The sequence below is a fragment of the Hyphomonas polymorpha PS728 genome (assembly GCF_000685315.1).
Taxonomy (GTDB): domain Bacteria; phylum Pseudomonadota; class Alphaproteobacteria; order Caulobacterales; family Hyphomonadaceae; genus Hyphomonas; species Hyphomonas polymorpha.
The window spans coordinates 1-17372 of sequence record NZ_ARYM01000013.1 but is presented as its reverse complement, the minus strand read 5'-3'; the positions used below and the strand labels follow the sequence as shown (position 1 = coordinate 17372).

The following is a 17372-nucleotide window of genomic DNA, read 5'->3' as shown; positions in this document are numbered from 1 at the left end:
ATTAGTCTATATTTTTATAGACATAAAAACTATATTCGTCTATATATAAGTAGACAATATCGTCGAAACCGTCTGCATATATATAGACAAATGAGCGTCAAAGACACGGCCCGCCGCCAGATTGCCCGCAAGATCAGCGAGTCAGCGCGCAATCCCGCAAACACATTGAGAACCCCGCCTGGGGGCTGGATTGCCAATGTTCGCAAAGCCCTCGGCATGTCCGGAACGCAGCTGGGCAAACGGCTTTCCCTGACACGTGGGCGCATTTCGCAAGCCGAGCTTGCCGAAGCCGAGGGAGGCGTGACGCTCCGCACGATGCAGGACATGGCGGAAGCCATGGGCTGCCGATTTGTCTATGCAATTGTCCCGGCGAGCGGCGAGTTGGATGACCTCATCGAAGCTCAGGCTCGCCGAAAGGCGACCAGGATCGTCAGCCGGGCCGCGACACATATGGCCCTTGAACAGCAATCGCTTAGTGCGGAGCAGAACAAGGCTGAGATTGATCGGCTCACCCGCGCGCTCGTTGCCGATCCCCCTTCTCACTTCTGGGACTAGCCATGAACGGGATCATGGATGAACCCGAAGGCGCGACGCCGCTCGATCCGGATGAACTGGAAGGTTTGAGACAGAAGCACATCACCACGCGTGGAGAGCTGAACGAACTCGAACAGGCCAATATCGAAACCGGGCTGCTCTGGCTCGCCGGCAGGCGCCAGACCGCAATCCTGACAGACGAGTTCCTGCGGGAGCTGCACAGGCGCCTGTTCGGCGATGTCTGGCGCTGGGCGGGCACCTACCGGCTGCGTGAGAAGAACATTGGGATCGATCCGCGCTTGATCAGCGTTCAGGTCCGCCAACTCCTGGGAAACGCGCAGTATTGGGCGGAAAACAAAGTCTATGCACCATTGGAAGCTGCCGCCCGGCTCCACCACGAACTTGTCAGGATCCATCCGTTCCCAAACGGAAATGGCCGTCACGCGCGCATCAGCGCAGACATTTTCCTCGCTGAGGCATTTGATCATCCGCCGGTCGACTGGGCGCGTGGCGCCGACTTAGCGAACAACAGTGCAAGGCGCACCGCATACATCGCTGCGCTGCGAGCAGCGGATGCGAATGATTTTGATCCCATACTGAACTTTGTGAATGCCTCGATGTGATGACGCAAAGTGGTAGCGTCCGGCGATATCCATCTCCGTTGATTCTGGTCACGGTATCCATGTTCACAACGGCAGGTGTTCACACCACCGAGGCTTTAATCCCATCCGGAGGAAAGTTCAGTGGCAGGCCGCGACATCGAGCAACTCATCGCGTTGGGCATCCTGCAAAAAGACGAAGCTGGCGGGCGCAGCACATCCTACTCGCCAGGCGCAGAATAGAGATCCTCCCGATGCCGCTCATCCAAAGACAGAATCAAGGTTGACGATTCTTGAAGCGGCGTTCATTCCGCCGCCTCCACATAGCAAGGCGGCATGAACGCCGCGAGCAGGATGGCTTTGCGGCAGCTAGCACTACCTGGAGCGCGCGCAATCAATCGGCGCTGAGTACTGACGGCTTGCTTCGCCTCAGACCTTTGCCTTGTTCAGCTCACGGAGAAATGGACTGCGGCACCACTATTTTTTCCGGAGCCGAACCCCATGCGCATCGCCGTTCGTGAACTCGATGCCTTCTTTGGCGAAAGCCTTGGTGATTGCGCTCAAGGTCGAAACCTTTGTCGCATCCAGACTACCTTCCATCCTCTCCAAGCGTTTGATCGTCTCGACGGACAGCTCCGCCCGTCTGGCGAGTTCCGACTGACTCCAGTTGAGCATCGCTCGGGCAGCTCGCAATTGCGCAGGGATCATAACTACCCTTTTTATGTCTTTTGTTGCACTATTTAGGTTGACACTTTCAGGGCGTTTCATTACCCATAAAGTGTAACGCCATTGCTAACAGATTCTGGTCGCGCGGACCAGTTTTCATGCACGCCTTCGGTTGTGCACGAAGTCATCGCCGACCGGGCTGACCGCACGATCAGACAGGCAGCCGCAAGCGCACGTTTTATCCGCCCGAGTGCTGCTCGGTTTTAAATGATGACTGCCAAAAGTTCGCAGGAGAATTCAGATGGCAAGGAAAGCATTGAACAAGGCCCAAGAGCCGCCGGAGCCAGCCAGAACATTCGACGACATCAGCTCAGACGCCGGGGATGCCCTGATTGATCTTAGCGGAGCACTGACGGCCGGCAGGGCCCTGGTGGACCTCACACTTGCTGATGGGGGCTCCGCAGATGCTCCTGTTCTCTACAAGAGACTGAACGCCTTGGAGTTCGTGCTGCGCCAAGCAGGTCGTGCAGAAGACATCCTGTGGGTCGCTATCGACAAAATGAGCATGTCATTCGAAGAGAAGTAGTGTGACCACGTTTCTCAAATCGCTCAGTAGTCACTCTCCAGAATTGATGAATGGCGCATCGCAAACGCAGTCACCTTCTGATCACAATAACTAATCTCCATCAACTCTACCCCCAGCTTTGTGCAGATCCTTTACGCGAAGGCGCCAACACATTTGGAAGAAACGGCACCGGTTGCTTGGACCAATCCTAGGGTCAGCTCGATCCTGACGCGGGCCGATAGGCGAGCAATCGAAGGGCGTTCCCTACCACCAGAAGAGTAGAACCTTCATGCACGAACACAGCAGGGCCGATCCCAAGGCCCAGCAACGTAGCCGGAATGAGCACCGCAACGATACCAAGGCTCACCCAGAGGTTCTGCCTTATAATTCGCCGCGTCGAACGACTAAGCCCCACAGCAAAAGGCAAGGTGCGCAAGTCGTCTCCCATGAGTGCCACATCCGCCGTTTCGAGAGCAACGTCCGATCCTGCCGCCCCCATCGCGATGCCGACTGTTGCATTCGCCATCGCCGGCGCGTCATTGACGCCGTCTCCCACCATCGCCACACCGCGACCTGCTGAGAGCTCTGCAATCTTTCGGACCTTGTCTTCTGGCATCATGTCGCCAAATGCCACGTCCAACCCGACATGTTTGGCAACCGTATCGGCAACAGCCTGATTGTCGCCGGAAATCATCATCATACGGGAAACACCCAACTGCCGAAGCTGCTCAATGACAGGCCCAGCTTCCGGTCTCGGCGTATCCATCAGGCCGATCGCTCCAAGGAAGCGTTCCGCCTTGAGAACGACCATCATGGTTTGCCCTTTTGCCACCATATCGGCCACATCTGCGGCCAGTTTTGACGGCATCTCGGGCGTATCAATGCCATCAAACATCGAAGGCTTGCCAATGATAACAGTCTCGCCGTTGACCGACGCCGATACGCCGCGTCCGGTAAGGCTCTCAAACTTTTCGGCAGTGAAAGGCCTGCTACCTAGGCGCTTCTCCGCATCACGTGCAATTGCGCGGGCCAGCGGATGATCACTCAGAGCTTCGACGGCGAGCGCTATCCCGAGCAGCTCGTCTTCAGAAACACGCTCATTGAGAGTGATATCCACCAACCGAGGCCGTCCCTCAGTAAGCGTGCCGGTCTTGTCGAAAGCGATGGCATCCAGAGCGCCAAGCGACTCCAAGGGTGCGCCGCCTTTCACAAGCACACCGCCGCGAGCGGCGCGCGCCACTCCGCTCAGAACCGCACTGGGTGTCGCGATTGCCAAGGCACACGGACTGGCGGCAACCAGAACGGCCATCGACCGATAGAAGCTCTCGCTGAAGCTTTCATCAAATACGAGCCAGCTGAATGAAACGACCAATGCCAGCAGTATTACAGCCGGCACGAAGATCTTCTCGAACTTTTTTGTAAAACTCTGAGTAGGTGACTGCCGGGTTTCAGCCTCACTCACCAATTTTACAACACGGGCCAGCGCTGTCTCGCTTGCCAGACGCGTCACCTTGATTTCAAGACTGCCGGATCCGTTGATCGAGCCGGCATAAACCCGGTGTTCAGACGGGACATTGTCGGAATTTTGTTCCGCAACCGGAATAGGTCTCTTGTCGACGGGAACACTCTCACCTGTTATTGGCGCCTGATCGACGCTGCTCTCTCCGGCAATGACGACTCCGTCCGCAGCCAATCGCTCATTGGAGCGCACGATCACGATGTCGCCCAGACCCAGCCTTGCGACCGGGATTTCTTCCTCACGGCCAGCACGTCTAATACGCGCCGTCTCAGGAGCGAGTTTTGCCAGAGCTGTAATCGCGTTGCGCGCACGGCTCATTGCATAATTCTCAAGCGAATGCCCGATACTGAACAGGAAGAGAAGCAAAGCACCCTCTGCCCACTCCCCCAGCAGGGCGGCACCAGTTGCAGCAACAAGCATCAGAAAGTCTATTTCGAACTGCCCCTTCACGAGCTTTCCGACGACTTCCCGGAGAGCGTAGTAGCCTCCAAAAAAATAGGCCATGACATAGCATGTCAGGCTGAACATTTCCCCAGAACCGGCGAACACCTTGGGCACAATCCAGCCCACCAGGAGCAACACGCCGCACGCAAGTGAAAACACCAGCTCAGCGCGCCCGGCCAACAAGCCATTGAAAAAATCGCTGTGAGCGTGATCATCGTTGTGTGAACTAGACATTCTCATTCTCCGCTAGGCCCCGCGGGTCGCCCTTCTGGGACACTCCGTACTCTGAACGCTTCTCTTGCCACCAGATCTCCTTAACCTAGTGGCCGCCGTGCGCTTCGCCATGCCCGATTTCAATGTCACTGCACCGCACACGCGCGCGCTCCTGGCCTTCTGAATTCCTGGTCGTGAAAACCGTGTCACTGAGTTTCACAACCTCCAAACTGATCGCAGGTTTTGACTCCCCGGAGGCCGTGAGGGGAAGATCATTGTGCGTCATCGTCAACGTGCTGCCGTCCATGGCCCAAACTCCAAGCGAATGCAGATCTCCGCTTTCTGAGGTGAAGATCGCGACCACACCGTCAGACATGAACAGCGTGAGAGGGCCACGTGCACAATTAGCAATATCATCGCCGCCAACCCATACGCCGACAGGTGAGGAAGCAGGCTGAGCCTGCGCCGCCAGAGGTGCGAAGCCTGTACCGAGAAGTGCAAACATGTATGCGAGTTTCATAGTGCCATTGTCTCCTGATTGATGAGCCCCAGCTGAATGAATACAGATCGGGCCAGCTGAACACTTGAGATGCAGACAGGCCGGAAGCGACTTTGCTACCGGCCTGCCGCCATGTGAAAGTTTACTCCTCCAGCCCCTCTGATCTGTACCGCATCGTCCTTGAAGCAAACGTCGGCAGGACAATCAGAGTGAGCAGTGTTGCTGTAATTAGGCCGCCGATCACAACGGTTGCGAGAGGTTTCTGGACCTCAGCGCCAGCACCGTGTGCAATGGCCATCGGGATAAACCCGACAATAGCGACCATGGCTGTTGTCAGCACCGCCCGAAGTCTGCTGGATGCCCCCTCAAGCGCCGCCTCCATTGGAGACTGGCCTTCCTGCAACCTTTCCCGGATTGCCTGCATCAGTACGAGACCATTGAGGGTCGCAACACCCGACACCGCAATGAATCCGACTGCAGCAGAGACCGAAAATGGCATTCCACGCAGCCAAAGTGCCAAGGCTCCCCCAACAAGAGCCAATGGGACACAAGCGAAGACAAGGCCGGCCTCGCGGAACGAGCCCAGTGCCATGAACAGCAGTACACCGATCATGACAAACACTGCAGGTGTCACTACACTGAGCCTTTGCTCCGCACGCTTCAGGTTTTCAAACTGGCCACCCCATTGAATGGAGTAGCCGGCAGGCAAAGTGACAGCCTCGGCAACCTTGGCCTGTGCCTCGGTCACAAAGCCACCCAGATCCCTGCCTCGAACGTTGGACTGGACCACCATACGGCGGCTGCCATTGTTGCGGCTGATCTGATTCTGACCCTCGGCCACCTGAATATTGGCGACGGATGACAAAGGCACCACAACGCCGCTTGCCGTGACAATTGGCAGGGACGCCAGGACTGCAGGGTCGTTGCGGTCGTTTTCCGAGAGACGAACCATCACGTCAAAACGCCGGTCTCCTTCGAAGATCTGACCTGCCTCACCTCCGCCAACTGCAATGCTAACGACCTCGCTGACGTCGGCTGCTGAGAGACCAAAATTGGCTGCAGCAAACCGATCCACTGAGATCGTAAGTGTGGGCATGCCTGACGCCTGCTCAACCCGCACATCAGCTGAACCATTTATAGACCGCAGTACGGCGGCCACCTGGTCTGCAGAGCGTTGCAGCTGCGCAAAATCATCGCCGTAAACGAGAACGGCGAGGTCCGTGCGCACACCCGAAATGAGCTCATTAAACCTCAGCTCAATCGGCTGACTGAACTCATAGGCATTGCCAAGCTGTTGGGAGGCTGCCTTGTCGATTCGCTCAATCAGCTCCTCTTTGGGCAGCTTCGGATCCGGCCACTCCTTCCGGTCCTTCAGCTTGATTACCGCGTCGGAGATATTGGGAGGCATTGGATCAATAGCCGCCTCAGCCGTACCCGTACGTGCAAATACGGTTTCAACTTCCGGCATTTCCAAGATGGCACGCTCAAGAGCGGTCTGCATGATCTTCGATTGCTCGAGAGACGTCGATGGAACGCGCAGAGCCTGCATGGCGATGTCACCTTCGTCCAGGGTCGGGATAAATTCCCTGCCCAGGCTCATGAACGCAGTGGCGCCCACAGCGAGAGCGGCAATCGCCGCGACAAACACTGTCACGGGCCGATCAACCGTCTGCCGTATCACCGGCACTATGCCCCTGCGAGCAATGCGGATGAGGAAGGTTTCATGCTCTTCGGCTTCACCCTGCGCGTTGATGTGAACGTTCTTCGGCTCCCGCACCATCAAAGCTGTCATTGCGGGCACGAAGGTGAAGGAGAAGATGAAGGCACCGACGAGGGCGAGCATGACTGTCGCACCCATCGGAATGAACGTCTTGCCTTCCACGCCTTCCAGCATGAGCAGTGGTGTAAAGACCAGAAGAATGATGATCTGGCCGAACGCTGCCGGTTTGATCATCTTGCGTGCAGCCGCGCCAGCGACCTCCAGGCGTTCCCTGGCCTTGAGAGTACGTCCCAGCTCTACTCGTTTCTGACCAAGCATCAGGAGCGTATTCTCGACAACGACAACAGCGCCATCGACAAGCAGACCGAAATCCAAAGCCCCGAGGCTCATGAGATTTCCGCTTATGCCGAACTTGTTCATCCCGATGACCGCAAAGAGAAAGCTGATCGGGATCATCAGAGCTGTAATTGTTGCTGCACGGATGTTTCCGAGGAGCAGAAACAGGACCGCGATGACCAGAAGCGCACCTTCGGTAAGGTTCTTCGCGACCGTACTGATAGTAGAGTTCACAAGAACACTGCGGTCCAGAACGGGCTCAGCCACAATACCCGGTGGCAGGCTGGCGCCAACTTCCTCCAGCTTCTGTGCCGCCGCCTGAGCCACTGTCCGGCTGTTGCCACCAGCAATCATGAGGGCGGTGCCGACAACGGCCTCGTGACCATCATGGCTGGCAGCGCCGAGTCGAGGAGCCTGACCAACAGCGACGGTTGCGACATCAGCGACGCGGATAACCAATCCGTTGCGATTGGCTACTGGAGCCTGGGCAAGGTCTTCAGTCGTATATGCAAGCGCATTGCTGCGTACCGTCAACGCCTCCCCTGCTCTCTGGATGAACCCGGCACCGGATTGGGTATTGGCCCGCTCGAGAGCCTGTACCAGTTCAGCAAAACTCAGTCCGTAGCTGGCAAGTCGCGCAGCATCCGGCTGTACGGCATACTCCTTGACATAGCCTCCATTGACATCAACCCCGGCAAGGCCCTTTGCCGTGCGCATGCGCGGCGTGATGATCCAATCCTGTACGGTGCGCAGGTAAGTCGCGCGGTCGAGTTCAGTCGCAAGACGATCACCCTCCGGCGTCAGGTAGGCACCGTCCGATTGCCAACCCGGCTGCCCGGGTTCTGCAAGCTTGCGCCCAGCTTCCTTCTCAAAATCGACTGTCCACATCAGGACTTCGCCGAGCCCCGTCGTGATGGGCGAAAGAGCAGGCTCCACACCTTCAGGCAAGCTTTCCCTTGCCTGTGTCATGCGCTCGGATACCTGCTGGCGCGCAAAGTAGATATCGGTCTGGTCGGTGAATATTACCGTGACCTGACTAAACCCGTTCCGAGTGAGAGAGCGAGTGCTCTCAAGGCCGGGAATTCCAGCCATCGCCGTTTCCAGAGGGAAGGTTACCTGCCGCTCCATCTGTTCAGGCGCGAGCGCCGGAGCGACCGTATTGATCTGAACCTGCCGGTTGGTGATATCCGGGACAGCATCAATTGGGAGGCGCAGGAGTTCAGACAATCCGAACCCGGCGACCATAAGCGTGATGAGTACGACGAACCAGCGGAACTGGACCGACGCCTCAATGAGGGATTTGAACATCGGTATCTCCTAGTGTGCGTGGTCCGCCTCGCCTTTGGCGAGTTCGGCCTTGAGAAGGAAAGCATTCTTGCCGGCAATTTTCTCACTGCCGGTAAGTCCCTTGACGATCTCGGTTCGGCCACTGGCCTGACGACCGAGAAGGACCGGAACTGCCTTGAAGCCTTCTTTGGTTTGCACAAATACTGCAGAACTACCGTTCACGGTCTGCACGGCGTCGCTGGGAACAAGAATACCCCCATCACTGCCCCCGGTGACTATCGACCCGGTCACAGGTGACCCGGAAGGAAGCAGCTTGCCCCCCTCTGCACGTGCGCGAACAATAGCAGCACCGCTCTGTCCTGCTCCCGCGTCGGCGGCAATGCCGGTCACAGTCGCATTGAATTCACCGGCAGGACCAGTGACCCGCATCGTGGATCCGACCTTCGCAGAGCTGACGAGCAACGGAGGCGCACTGAATACGAGTTCAACGCGCTCCGGATTGGTCACCTCGGCAACAACGCTGCCCTGTGCAAGAAAGCCACCTGGCCCCACCTGAACAGAACTGACCACGCCCGAAATGGGGCTGACAATCCGCAGTCGCCCGGATGCGTCCGGCTTTCCCGCTGCTGCCGCGCGCGCTTCAGCCGCCCGCGCTACCGCGTCAGCACTTGCCGACTCCGCTGTGAGCGCTTCGACTTCCTGACGCGCAACAATGCCCTGATCGTAGAGGTTCTGGCTACGTTGAAGCGCCTGGCGTGACGCCTGTGCCAAGGCACGCGCGGCATCTACGTCTGCTCTTACGGCGGCGGCATCACCACTGATGACGATCACCAGAGGCTGCCCCGCCTTGACAGAGTCCCCCGGCGCAACAAGCACGCGCTCAATCAATCCATTTACAGACGCGCCAACCGCCGCCCTTGCATCAATCATCGGGGTTACCCGGCCGGAAAGACGAGTTTCTGCGCCCCCACCAAGCGAGATGGATACGACTTCAATCCCGGCAGCCTGCATTTGGGCTGGCGTCAGGTGAACAGCGCCTTCCTCATCGCCCTCCTCCCCCTCAGCATGACCATGGCCGTCATCCTCCGCCTTTTCTGCAGGCTCAGGTTTTTCGTCGTGGTCATGGTCATCATGGTCGTCGTGAGCGTCTGCGTTTTTGTCGGCTGCAACAGCGCCAGCACTCTTCTTTCCTTCGCCATCATGGTCATGATCGTGCTCGTGTTCATCCTTGGCAGGACTGTCCTGCGTCACTGCGGAAGCGTCCTGACCGGAACCGCATGCCGCGACACTCCCGAGAAGCACCACGGCGGCTGCCGCGCTCATCAGGAAGTACTTGTTGGTGAAACCTGCTGGTTTGGTCATTTTTGATCCCCTTCAAATGGAGTGCGCCCTTCAAGTCGGGCAAGGTCTATTTCTGCGCCAGCGCGGGCAAGACGGGCATCAACCGCCGCCGTCCGCGCACTGATGAGTGCTGACCGCGATGTAAGGAGTTCGAGTTGCGAAATGCGACCGGACTCAAAGCCAATCCGGGAAAGCTGGTAGGCTTCTTCTGCGGACGCGACCCCGGCATCTGCGGCGGAGACACGGCTGGCGGAAGCTTTTAGCCTGGCAACGGCTGCTCCCTGCTGGGCGCGAACATCCTGTCGTGCTGCTTCGAGCCGAGCTTCCGTTGCTCGCAATTCCGCTTGGGCAGCCTGAATGTTCCCACGGTTTTGATCAAAGAATGGAAGTGGCAAACTGAAGCCAAGCGTGAACGATGTTGCATCATCCATTTGCGAACGGCGAACACCGACATTCGCCGTTACGTCGGGGCGACCGAGCGAGCGCTCGACCCTTATACGCCGCTCTGCTGCCAGCCGTTCCGCTTCGGCAGCCTTGATTGCCGGCGCTTGCTCATTGGACGGAGCAGTCAAGACTTCCGTCCGATCAAGAAGGCTATCGGCTACAGCGGTCACCGGAGAGGACAGCATGGCCATGACCGTCAAACTCACAAAGGCTGCATCCATATCTGCACGCGCTTCATCAAGCGTTGCCCGTGCCGATGCAGCCTCCGCTTCGGCCTGAACCGCGCGGAGCCGAGGCTGGCGCCCCTCCTCCACCTGAGCGAGCGATGCGTTGGTGTCTGCGAGCGTAAGTTCCAAGGCCTCTTCAGCGAGCTGGAAACGGCGCTGCGCGGCCTCGGCCTCGGCATAGACTGTTGCGAGCCGTCCGACAGCGTCTGTAACAGCAAGATCGCGCCGGACAGCTGCTGCATCCGCTTCAGCCCGCGCCGCGCCAATACGAACGCCGCGACGATTCCAGAGCTCAAGATCCTGCGACACCGAAAGGGTTGTTTCTGCGTTGCTGAACCCGGAGTAAAGCCCGGACCCGAGCACGTTCTCCGTCTCTATCCCGATGATAGGGTTTGGGCGCGCGCGCGCCTGCAAGACACGTGCACTGGCAGCGTCCTCCAGCGCAGCCGCTTCACGGCTGGCTGGGGCCTGCTCTATCTGCTCAACGAGCTGCGCGAACGGCGGAGCCGGTTCAGCCCATGCGGGCCCCATGGTTGCGGCCATCAGGCCCGCCCATGCACAGCTCACCGCGAGGCGCGGTGGCCGCATAATTTTGAATGACATGAAATTCTATTCCCAGAAAGTTGACACGAGAAGACAGCGCCGCACATCGCAGCGCAGCAATCGCGTCAGGCTCTGGGGGGCCTCTCAAGGCCATCTGGTACAAAGTGTGACCAGCTACCTGCGTACCCAATTCTGGGCATTCCTGCGTCCACAATCAGAAGCGCAAATGCAGTATCACTATCAACACGCCAAGCCATGTTGGTGTGGCTATGACCGTGGTTGCAAAGACCGTGCTTCGCCTCGCTGTCACCATGAACGCGAATGCCAGCATCCGCCCTTTCATCGGCAACCACTGCATGTGCCTGCTGGCCACCTGACACAGCTTCGGAAGAACACGCCAAGGCATCGGCTGCCGGTGCAATCACCAGGGTAGCCGCAATCATGACAATAAGAGCCATGAAAATGTTGGGCATTTTATCGAAGAACGCCATGTTCCCGATGACCTTCACAAAGACGAGTATATCGGATGTAGCACTTCATTGGTTAGCTTTCAATTTAACCGATCTGCTTCAATTCCGCACAATCAATTCATTGTCAGAGACTGGCATCTGATTGCTTACGCTTCATCTATGCGGCCTCCGTGGCGCCGTCCGAACCATCGTCCCACTTTCGCGACATACCGCTCGTAGGCATCCCCGTGTGCTGCCGTCAAAGCCTCCTCCTCGATACGGACTTGCATCATTGTCAAAGTCCAACCGGCCGCCAGGACTGCTGCGGACATAACTGTGGGGCTCCAAAGAAGTAGCGCGATCAATGCCAAGAGCAGCCCAACGAAAACCGGGTTGCGCGACCAGCTAAACAAGCCATGCGTCACGAGTTTGCCGAGCCCCTCTTCGGGCACGCCCACACGCCATGACGTTCCCATCTGCGTCTGAGCGATAGCAACAATTGCTACAGCCACAGCGAACAACACGGCAGAAAGCCATCTGACAGGTGCGGAAGAGGCCCAGTCCGCTCGTCCAAGTACGTCTTCCCAGTGCGGGACCTGCCAAGCAATTGTTGCAAGAACCAATGCGGAAATCACTGTGATCCGCCAAATCCGCTCCGCGACACCTTGGATCTCCGCATGGCGGCCAAAGCTGTAGGCATCATGGCCGGTATGACGCTTAACTGTCCTAAGCCGCAGCGCTGACATTCCGATGATCAGCATCAACCCTGCAATTGGAATCCATGACGGGGGCATTCGAGAACTCACGATTGAACGCCGCCGTCCTAAATCCTCCAGTAACTAGAGGATCAAGCGCTATTTGTAGTTTTTCCTCAAGTCGTTTCACACGAGTATTATGCTAATTCATGCTGGGGCTTTCTCGCGAACTCTCAATTGCGGATGCAGAATAGCTGCGCCATATCCCTAGCCTTGCAGATATCTGCAATCGTCGAATTCTGGTCAATCGCTGCCAAGGGAGTTGGCCGATGTTCACCATTGGTGAAGCTGCTCGGAAGACAGGGCTCAAGGTGCCAACGATCCGATTTTATGAGCAGGAAGGCCTTATCAAGCCACCGGCGCGGACAGAAAGCGGGCGCAGAGTGTACTCTGATCGTGACTTGCGCCGCCTGTCCTTTGTTCGGCACGCTCGCAAACTCGGCTTCGAGTTACCCGATATCCGTTCTCTCCTGAACCTAGCTGACCATCCCGAGCGCCCCTGCCATGATGCAGATCGTCTGGCACAGCAAAACCTCGAAGCCGTACGTCAACGGATAGAACAACTTCGAGCGCTTGAGCACGAACTAACTCGAATGGTGAGCTCCTGTGCTGGCGGCACCTCTGCGGATTGTCAAATCATTGAGTCGCTGAACGATCACACTCTCTGCTCTCGCGACCACGCTTGACGCGTCGTTGTCTCCGGACATGATTCTGGAACTCAGCCCGCCAGATCGTCCGATTGGGATAGAGTTCCAAAGCAGCTCAACAGAACTGATGCACTGGGACGATATCTTGCCGCGGCTCACCCACCTTTGCGCCCTGTAGGGCGTACTACCTCCACGCTCGCTCGCAGCACCACTTCTCAGGTCACGATGGAGTGGTCGTCACGAACGGCATCTGCATACCTCTCCTGCGTTACGCAGTACCCGCCCGCCTGCCGCAGATACGCTGAATCACAAAACCATGAAGAGCACAGCCCCCCCGCCCGCTTAGAAGATGGATACACCGTCAATGCAGAACAAAGTCAGGTAGCGTTCGTCGGCACCCCCAAAAGGGATGGCGCCAGCCGAAGCTGCAGCAAATGCTACGGGATGCGCAAAACCCGGCGTCTCGAAGCCGTACAACGGGCGCCGAAAAATCGATGTGCAGACAAGGCGTTACCCAAGGGGTGGCGCCATTGCTTTTATCTTGCCCTACCGGGTCCGCCACCAACCCTGTTGCCGCTTACTGCACCGCATTGCGCGAACTTGCGGCGTCGCACATTTCTAAACGTCTGTAGGCCGCTGGAATCCATCGCCCTATTCTCAGACAATTGCTGACAGAAACACAATCATCAATCAGCTGAAGTGTGAGGCGCCCAAGGACTGCTAAAGCTCCTTCAAAGGGCAAAGTTTGCACAAGGAAGGATGAAAGAAATTGCGCTACTTTTGAAAGTACTCAATGCCGTACAATGCCGCCAGATTGTCGCGAAAAACACAGAAATTTTCGTGGGAGAGCTGTCAAATCTCCCCGCTATGACCAGCCTAATCAAAATGATTTTGCCCTTCAAATTCTGAGCGCGCATACAACTTGCCACGAGAAGGGAATGCCTTCTTTATCGGAGCTCAGGACAACAGAATCATGGTTTACGGGGCACAGTCATTTGGTGCTTAGTGCTGCTTCGACATGTTGCGATCCGTGTACGGGACGATCGTGCGCTTTGCGTTCGCTATAGCGATCCACAAGATACTCGCTATGATCCCGCGTCATCAGCGTGAACTTGAAAAGCTCCTCCATTACATCGACGAGCCGCTCATAATAGCTAGAAGGCTTCATTCGTCCGTCGGCATCAAATTCCTCATACGCCTTGGCCACGGATGACTGATTGGGAATGGTGATCATCCTCATCCAACGCCCCAGAACTCGCAGCTGATTGACCGTGTTAAATGACTGGGACCCAGCATTGACCTGACAGACCGCGAGCGTGCGTCCCTGGGTCGGACGGACACCACCGCTCTCAAGCGGGAGCCAGTCAATTTGCGATTTGAATACACCGGTCATGGCGCCGTGCCGTTCCGGACTGCACCAAACATGTCCCTCGGACCACAGCGAGAGCTCGCGCAGTTCGGCCACTTTGGGATGGCTACTTTCAGCCCCATCCGGCTGCGGCATGCCGCGCGGATCGTAAATCCTAGTCTCCCCGCCCATTCGCTCAAGCAGCCGTGCCGCTTCCTCAATCAACAGGCGGCTGAATGAGCGATCGCGCAGCGAACCGTAAAGCAGCAAAAATCGCGGGGGATGACTTGAAACGCGAGCGGGTTGCAAAGTGTCCAAGGTCGGGCGGTCAGCAAATCGACTATCAAGGGCAGGAAAATCTGACATAGGCTCTAGCTTCACTTTCATATTTCGATACTACTGGAAATATGGAAATTAAATCTGCCGTCAACTCCCTGTCTGCACTGGCCCACGAAACTCGGCTGTCAGTCTTTCGCGCATTGGTTCAAGCTGGTCCCGAAGGCTTGGCGGCAGGCGAACTGTCACGTCGTCTCGGGGTGCTGACGAATACGATGTCCGCACACCTCAATGTGCTTGATAATGCCGGTCTGGTCCGGTCGCGACGCGCCGGGCGCTCCATCATCTACTCAGCAGCGTACGACAAGATGAGCGGACTGCTCGCATTTCTGATGGAAGATTGTTGCGGCGGTTCGCCTGAAGTCTGTGCGCCGCTGGCCACGGTCGTTAATGAGGCTATGTGCTGTCCGAGTCCTCGGAGCAACGCTCAATGACAATCCAAGCCCGATTGTTGGACCCCGTGAAAGATGTACCGAGGCCGCCTTCAAGTATTGGCCGACAACTGGCCAGCGAAGCGCTGGGCACGGCGCTTTTGGTCGCCATCATCATTGGTTCGGGTATGATGGGCGACCGTCTGGCTGGCGACAACGTGGCCATTGCCCTGTTGGCCAATACAGCTGCCACAGGCGCAGGACTGGTGGTGCTAATTACTGTTCTAGCTCCGATCTCTGGCGCACACTTCAATCCGGCTGTGACGCTGGCGTTAGTTCTTCGCAGAGAGATCGCAGCTCGCATTGCGGCGGCTTATGTTTGTGCCCAGCTGGCCGGCGCCATCCTCGGAACCTGGACAGCCCATGCTATGTTCGGCGAACCAACTTTGCAGTTCTCGGGGCAGCTTCGTGAAGGGCCCGGACAAATCTTTTCAGAAACGGTCGCCACGTTCGGTCTGGTACTCATGCTATTGGGGGCGAACCGTTTTCGGCCCACGGCAACTCCGATAGTTGTCGGCTTATACATCTGCGCTGCCTATTGGTTCACCGCCTCAACATCTTTCGCCAATCCGGCCGTTACAGTGGCGCGAGCATTTAGTGACACATTTGCGGGCATCGCCCCCTCCTCTGTTCCCGGATTTCTAACTGGCCAGCTCAGCGGCGCCATTCTGGCGGTCGCCCTAGGTGAGTGGCTTTTCAAGCAGGACCGCACACCGTGAACAACGACTTTCCTATCACCATCTTTCACAATCGCGATTGCGGCACATCTCGCAACACGCTCGCAATGCTTCTGGCAGCCGGATACGAACCAAATATCGTTGAGTATCTTTCAGCCGGCTGGACCCGCGCTCAACTTGAAGGCTTGCTGGCGGATATGAACCTCACACCCCGCGCGCTTCTACGCGATAAAGGTACGTCAGCTGCAGAGTTGGGCTTGCTCGGCAATGATGCGCAGGATGATGCGATCCTCGATGCGATGATCAGGCATCCGATTTTGGTCAACCGCCCAATCGTCGTCACTCCCAAGGGAACGAAACTTTGCAGGCCGTCGGAAGTGGTGTTCGTGTTGCTTGATCGCGTCCCGGAGAGCTTCACCAAGGAAGATGGTGAAGTAGTGCGGCGAGATGGGTATTGAAGCACTGATCCTCTCGTCCCATTGAGTTAAAGCCCCCTCTTCTCGACACTGCCCTTTCAAACGTGCAAGAAATGATGCGGACGGCACTACGGCGTGGAGCGCAACACTTCCCGAGAATAGCAATTGCGGGAATGTTCACGACCAAATCGTCTTTCGACGGACTGAAACTCCAGAAGTGAAGCAAGCGGACGAGGTTAGGCCTCCGTCGTTCTCGCTGGTCAGAAACAAAAGCTACCAAATCCGCAGCAGCCCAGTACCGATTTGAGCGAGAACACCCCCAACGCGCTGCCACGATGCTCCTGCCTGCGAGAATCTGCAAATCGCATATTCGGAATTGTCGGCCCTTCCCATTCGCAAGGAGCAGCTCCGAACAATAAGATCATAAGCCCCAACTGCAGATTGGATTGGCGCTATGCATTCGGTGCGGGTCTGCCTAATGTACTGGATGACCCAGCCCCCGAAATTCCGGCCATGAATTTGCAGACTCTCTCGATTAGAGAGGATGACACATGCGCAAGAGCAGATTCACAGACGAGCAGATCATCGCGATGATCCGGGAGCACGAGAGCGGTGTGAAGACGGCAGACATTTGCCGGAAGTACGGGCTATCGGATGCGACCTTCTACAAGCTGAAGGCCAAATTTGGCGGGATGACGGTGTCGGACGCCCAGCGGCTGCGGACGCTGGAGACCGAGAACAGCAAGCTGAAACGCCTGCTGGCCGAGGCGATGCTGGACAATGCAGCGCTGAAGGATATTGCCTCAAAAAACTTCTGACGCCCGATGTCAAACGCAAGGCCGTGCAGCACCTGATGGAGGTGCATGAGCTGAGCGAACGTCGGGCCTGCAAGCTGGCTGAGCTGGATCGATCAACGTTCCAATATGAGAAAAAGGACGGCGATGATGCTGTCATGCGGGAGCGTCTGCGGGCGCTGGCTGCGACGCGCCGCCGGTTTGGTTACCGCCGGCTGGGCATTCTGCTCGACCGCGAGGGCCTGGGTGCTAACCACAAGAAGGTCTTCCGGATCTACCAGGAGGAAGGTCTCGCCGTGAAACGCCGGCGCGGCCGGAAACGCGCAGTCGGTACCCGCAGCCCGATGCACCTCCCCGAAGGGCCGAACCAGAGATGGAGCCTCGACTTCGTCTCCGACGCCCTGAGCGATGGCAGGCGGTTCAGGACGCTCTGCGTCGTCGATGACTTCACACGCGAAGCCCTGGCGACGGTTGTCGATGTATCGCTGTCGGGCATCCGTGTGGCCCGGGAACTCTCCCGTCTGATCGACCAGCGTGGCCGTCCTCAGATGATCGTCTCCGACAACGTCCTATGAAAGGAAC

At 57.3% G+C, this 17372-nt stretch carries 16 protein-coding genes and 1 pseudogene; 8 read left to right on the top strand and 9 right to left on the bottom strand.

Annotated features, from left to right (window positions below; all coding sequences use genetic code 11):
* The first annotated feature begins 90 nt into the window (after window positions 1-90).
* Window positions 91-555: a mobile mystery protein A gene (locus HPO_RS11825; protein ID WP_035598932.1), complete on the top strand. Its 465-nt coding sequence runs from the start codon at window positions 91-93 to the stop codon at window positions 553-555.
* 2 nt (window positions 556-557) lie between these two features.
* Window positions 558-1157: a mobile mystery protein B gene (locus HPO_RS11820; protein ID WP_035598930.1), complete on the top strand. Its 600-nt coding sequence runs from the start codon at window positions 558-560 to the stop codon at window positions 1155-1157.
* Between the two features lie 453 nt (window positions 1158-1610).
* Here HPO_RS11820 and HPO_RS11815 read toward each other — a convergent pair whose 3' ends face one another.
* Complete coding sequence (locus HPO_RS11815; protein ID WP_241767906.1) at window positions 1611-1901, bottom strand: helix-turn-helix domain-containing protein; 291 nt, start codon at window positions 1899-1901, stop codon at window positions 1611-1613.
* A gap of 199 nt (window positions 1902-2100) precedes the next feature.
* Between HPO_RS11815 and HPO_RS11810 the strand changes: the two genes are divergently transcribed.
* The gene (locus tag HPO_RS11810) at window positions 2101-2385 is read left to right on the top strand and encodes a hypothetical protein (protein WP_035598924.1); all 285 of its coding nucleotides are present in this window, start codon (window positions 2101-2103) and stop codon (window positions 2383-2385) included.
* Window positions 2386-2578: 193 nt separating this feature from the next.
* Here HPO_RS11810 and HPO_RS11805 read toward each other — a convergent pair whose 3' ends face one another.
* The 7 genes from HPO_RS11805 to HPO_RS19790 form a co-directional block, all read right to left on the bottom strand.
* Window positions 2579-4567 (bottom strand): heavy metal translocating P-type ATPase, encoded by a 1989-nt coding sequence (locus HPO_RS11805; RefSeq protein ID WP_035598921.1) that lies wholly within the window; start codon window positions 4565-4567, stop codon window positions 2579-2581.
* A 79-nt stretch (window positions 4568-4646) separates the two neighbouring features.
* Complete coding sequence (locus tag HPO_RS11800) at window positions 4647-5060, bottom strand: hypothetical protein (RefSeq protein WP_035598918.1); 414 nt, start codon at window positions 5058-5060, stop codon at window positions 4647-4649.
* Between the two features lie 121 nt (window positions 5061-5181).
* Window positions 5182-8403 (bottom strand): efflux RND transporter permease subunit, encoded by a 3222-nt coding sequence (locus HPO_RS11795; protein WP_035598915.1) that lies wholly within the window; start codon window positions 8401-8403, stop codon window positions 5182-5184.
* A 9-nt stretch (window positions 8404-8412) separates the two neighbouring features.
* A complete protein-coding gene (locus HPO_RS11790) occupies window positions 8413-9744 on the bottom strand; it encodes an efflux RND transporter periplasmic adaptor subunit (RefSeq protein WP_035598912.1) in 1332 nt (443 codons plus the stop codon).
* Complete coding sequence (locus tag HPO_RS11785) at window positions 9741-10997, bottom strand: TolC family protein (RefSeq protein ID WP_035598909.1); 1257 nt, start codon at window positions 10995-10997, stop codon at window positions 9741-9743. Before HPO_RS11785 ends, HPO_RS11790 begins: the two co-directional genes overlap by 4 nt.
* A gap of 65 nt (window positions 10998-11062) precedes the next feature.
* Window positions 11063-11428, bottom strand: a complete 366-nt coding sequence (locus HPO_RS20535) for a hypothetical protein (RefSeq protein ID WP_157532797.1) — start codon at window positions 11426-11428, stop codon at window positions 11063-11065.
* Between the two features lie 125 nt (window positions 11429-11553).
* The gene (locus HPO_RS19790; protein WP_051612558.1) at window positions 11554-12147 is read right to left on the bottom strand and encodes a methyltransferase family protein; all 594 of its coding nucleotides are present in this window, start codon (window positions 12145-12147) and stop codon (window positions 11554-11556) included.
* 263 nt (window positions 12148-12410) lie between these two features.
* Between HPO_RS19790 and HPO_RS20285 the strand changes: the two genes are divergently transcribed.
* The gene (locus HPO_RS20285; protein ID WP_084324291.1) at window positions 12411-12827 is read left to right on the top strand and encodes a MerR family transcriptional regulator; all 417 of its coding nucleotides are present in this window, start codon (window positions 12411-12413) and stop codon (window positions 12825-12827) included.
* 952 nt (window positions 12828-13779) lie between these two features.
* On the opposite strand, the gene arsH is transcribed toward HPO_RS20285, so the two are convergent.
* The gene (arsH, locus tag HPO_RS11775) at window positions 13780-14523 is read right to left on the bottom strand and encodes an arsenical resistance protein ArsH (protein WP_277813435.1); all 744 of its coding nucleotides are present in this window, start codon (window positions 14521-14523) and stop codon (window positions 13780-13782) included.
* Between the two features lie 20 nt (window positions 14524-14543).
* On the opposite strand from arsH, the gene HPO_RS20280 reads away from it, so the two are divergent.
* From HPO_RS20280 to HPO_RS20995, 4 genes and pseudogenes are all read left to right on the top strand, one after another.
* Entirely contained in the window at window positions 14544-14906 is a 363-nt protein-coding gene (locus HPO_RS20280) for an ArsR/SmtB family transcription factor (protein ID WP_084324290.1), read from the top strand.
* Window positions 14903-15622 carry an aquaporin gene (locus HPO_RS11770; RefSeq protein ID WP_084324289.1) on the top strand — a complete coding sequence of 240 codons (720 nt, stop codon included), beginning with the start codon at window positions 14903-14905 and terminating at the stop codon, window positions 15620-15622. Before HPO_RS20280 ends, HPO_RS11770 begins: the two co-directional genes overlap by 4 nt.
* On the top strand, window positions 15619-16038 hold the full coding sequence (gene arsC, locus HPO_RS11765) for an arsenate reductase (glutaredoxin) (protein ID WP_035598907.1): 420 nt from the start codon (window positions 15619-15621) through the stop codon (window positions 16036-16038). Before HPO_RS11770 ends, arsC begins: the two co-directional genes overlap by 4 nt.
* Before the next feature lie 509 nt (window positions 16039-16547).
* Window positions 16548-17356, top strand: a pseudogene (locus HPO_RS20995) (IS3 family transposase); the annotation flags it as partial.
* Between the last annotated feature and the right edge of the window lie 16 nt (window positions 17357-17372).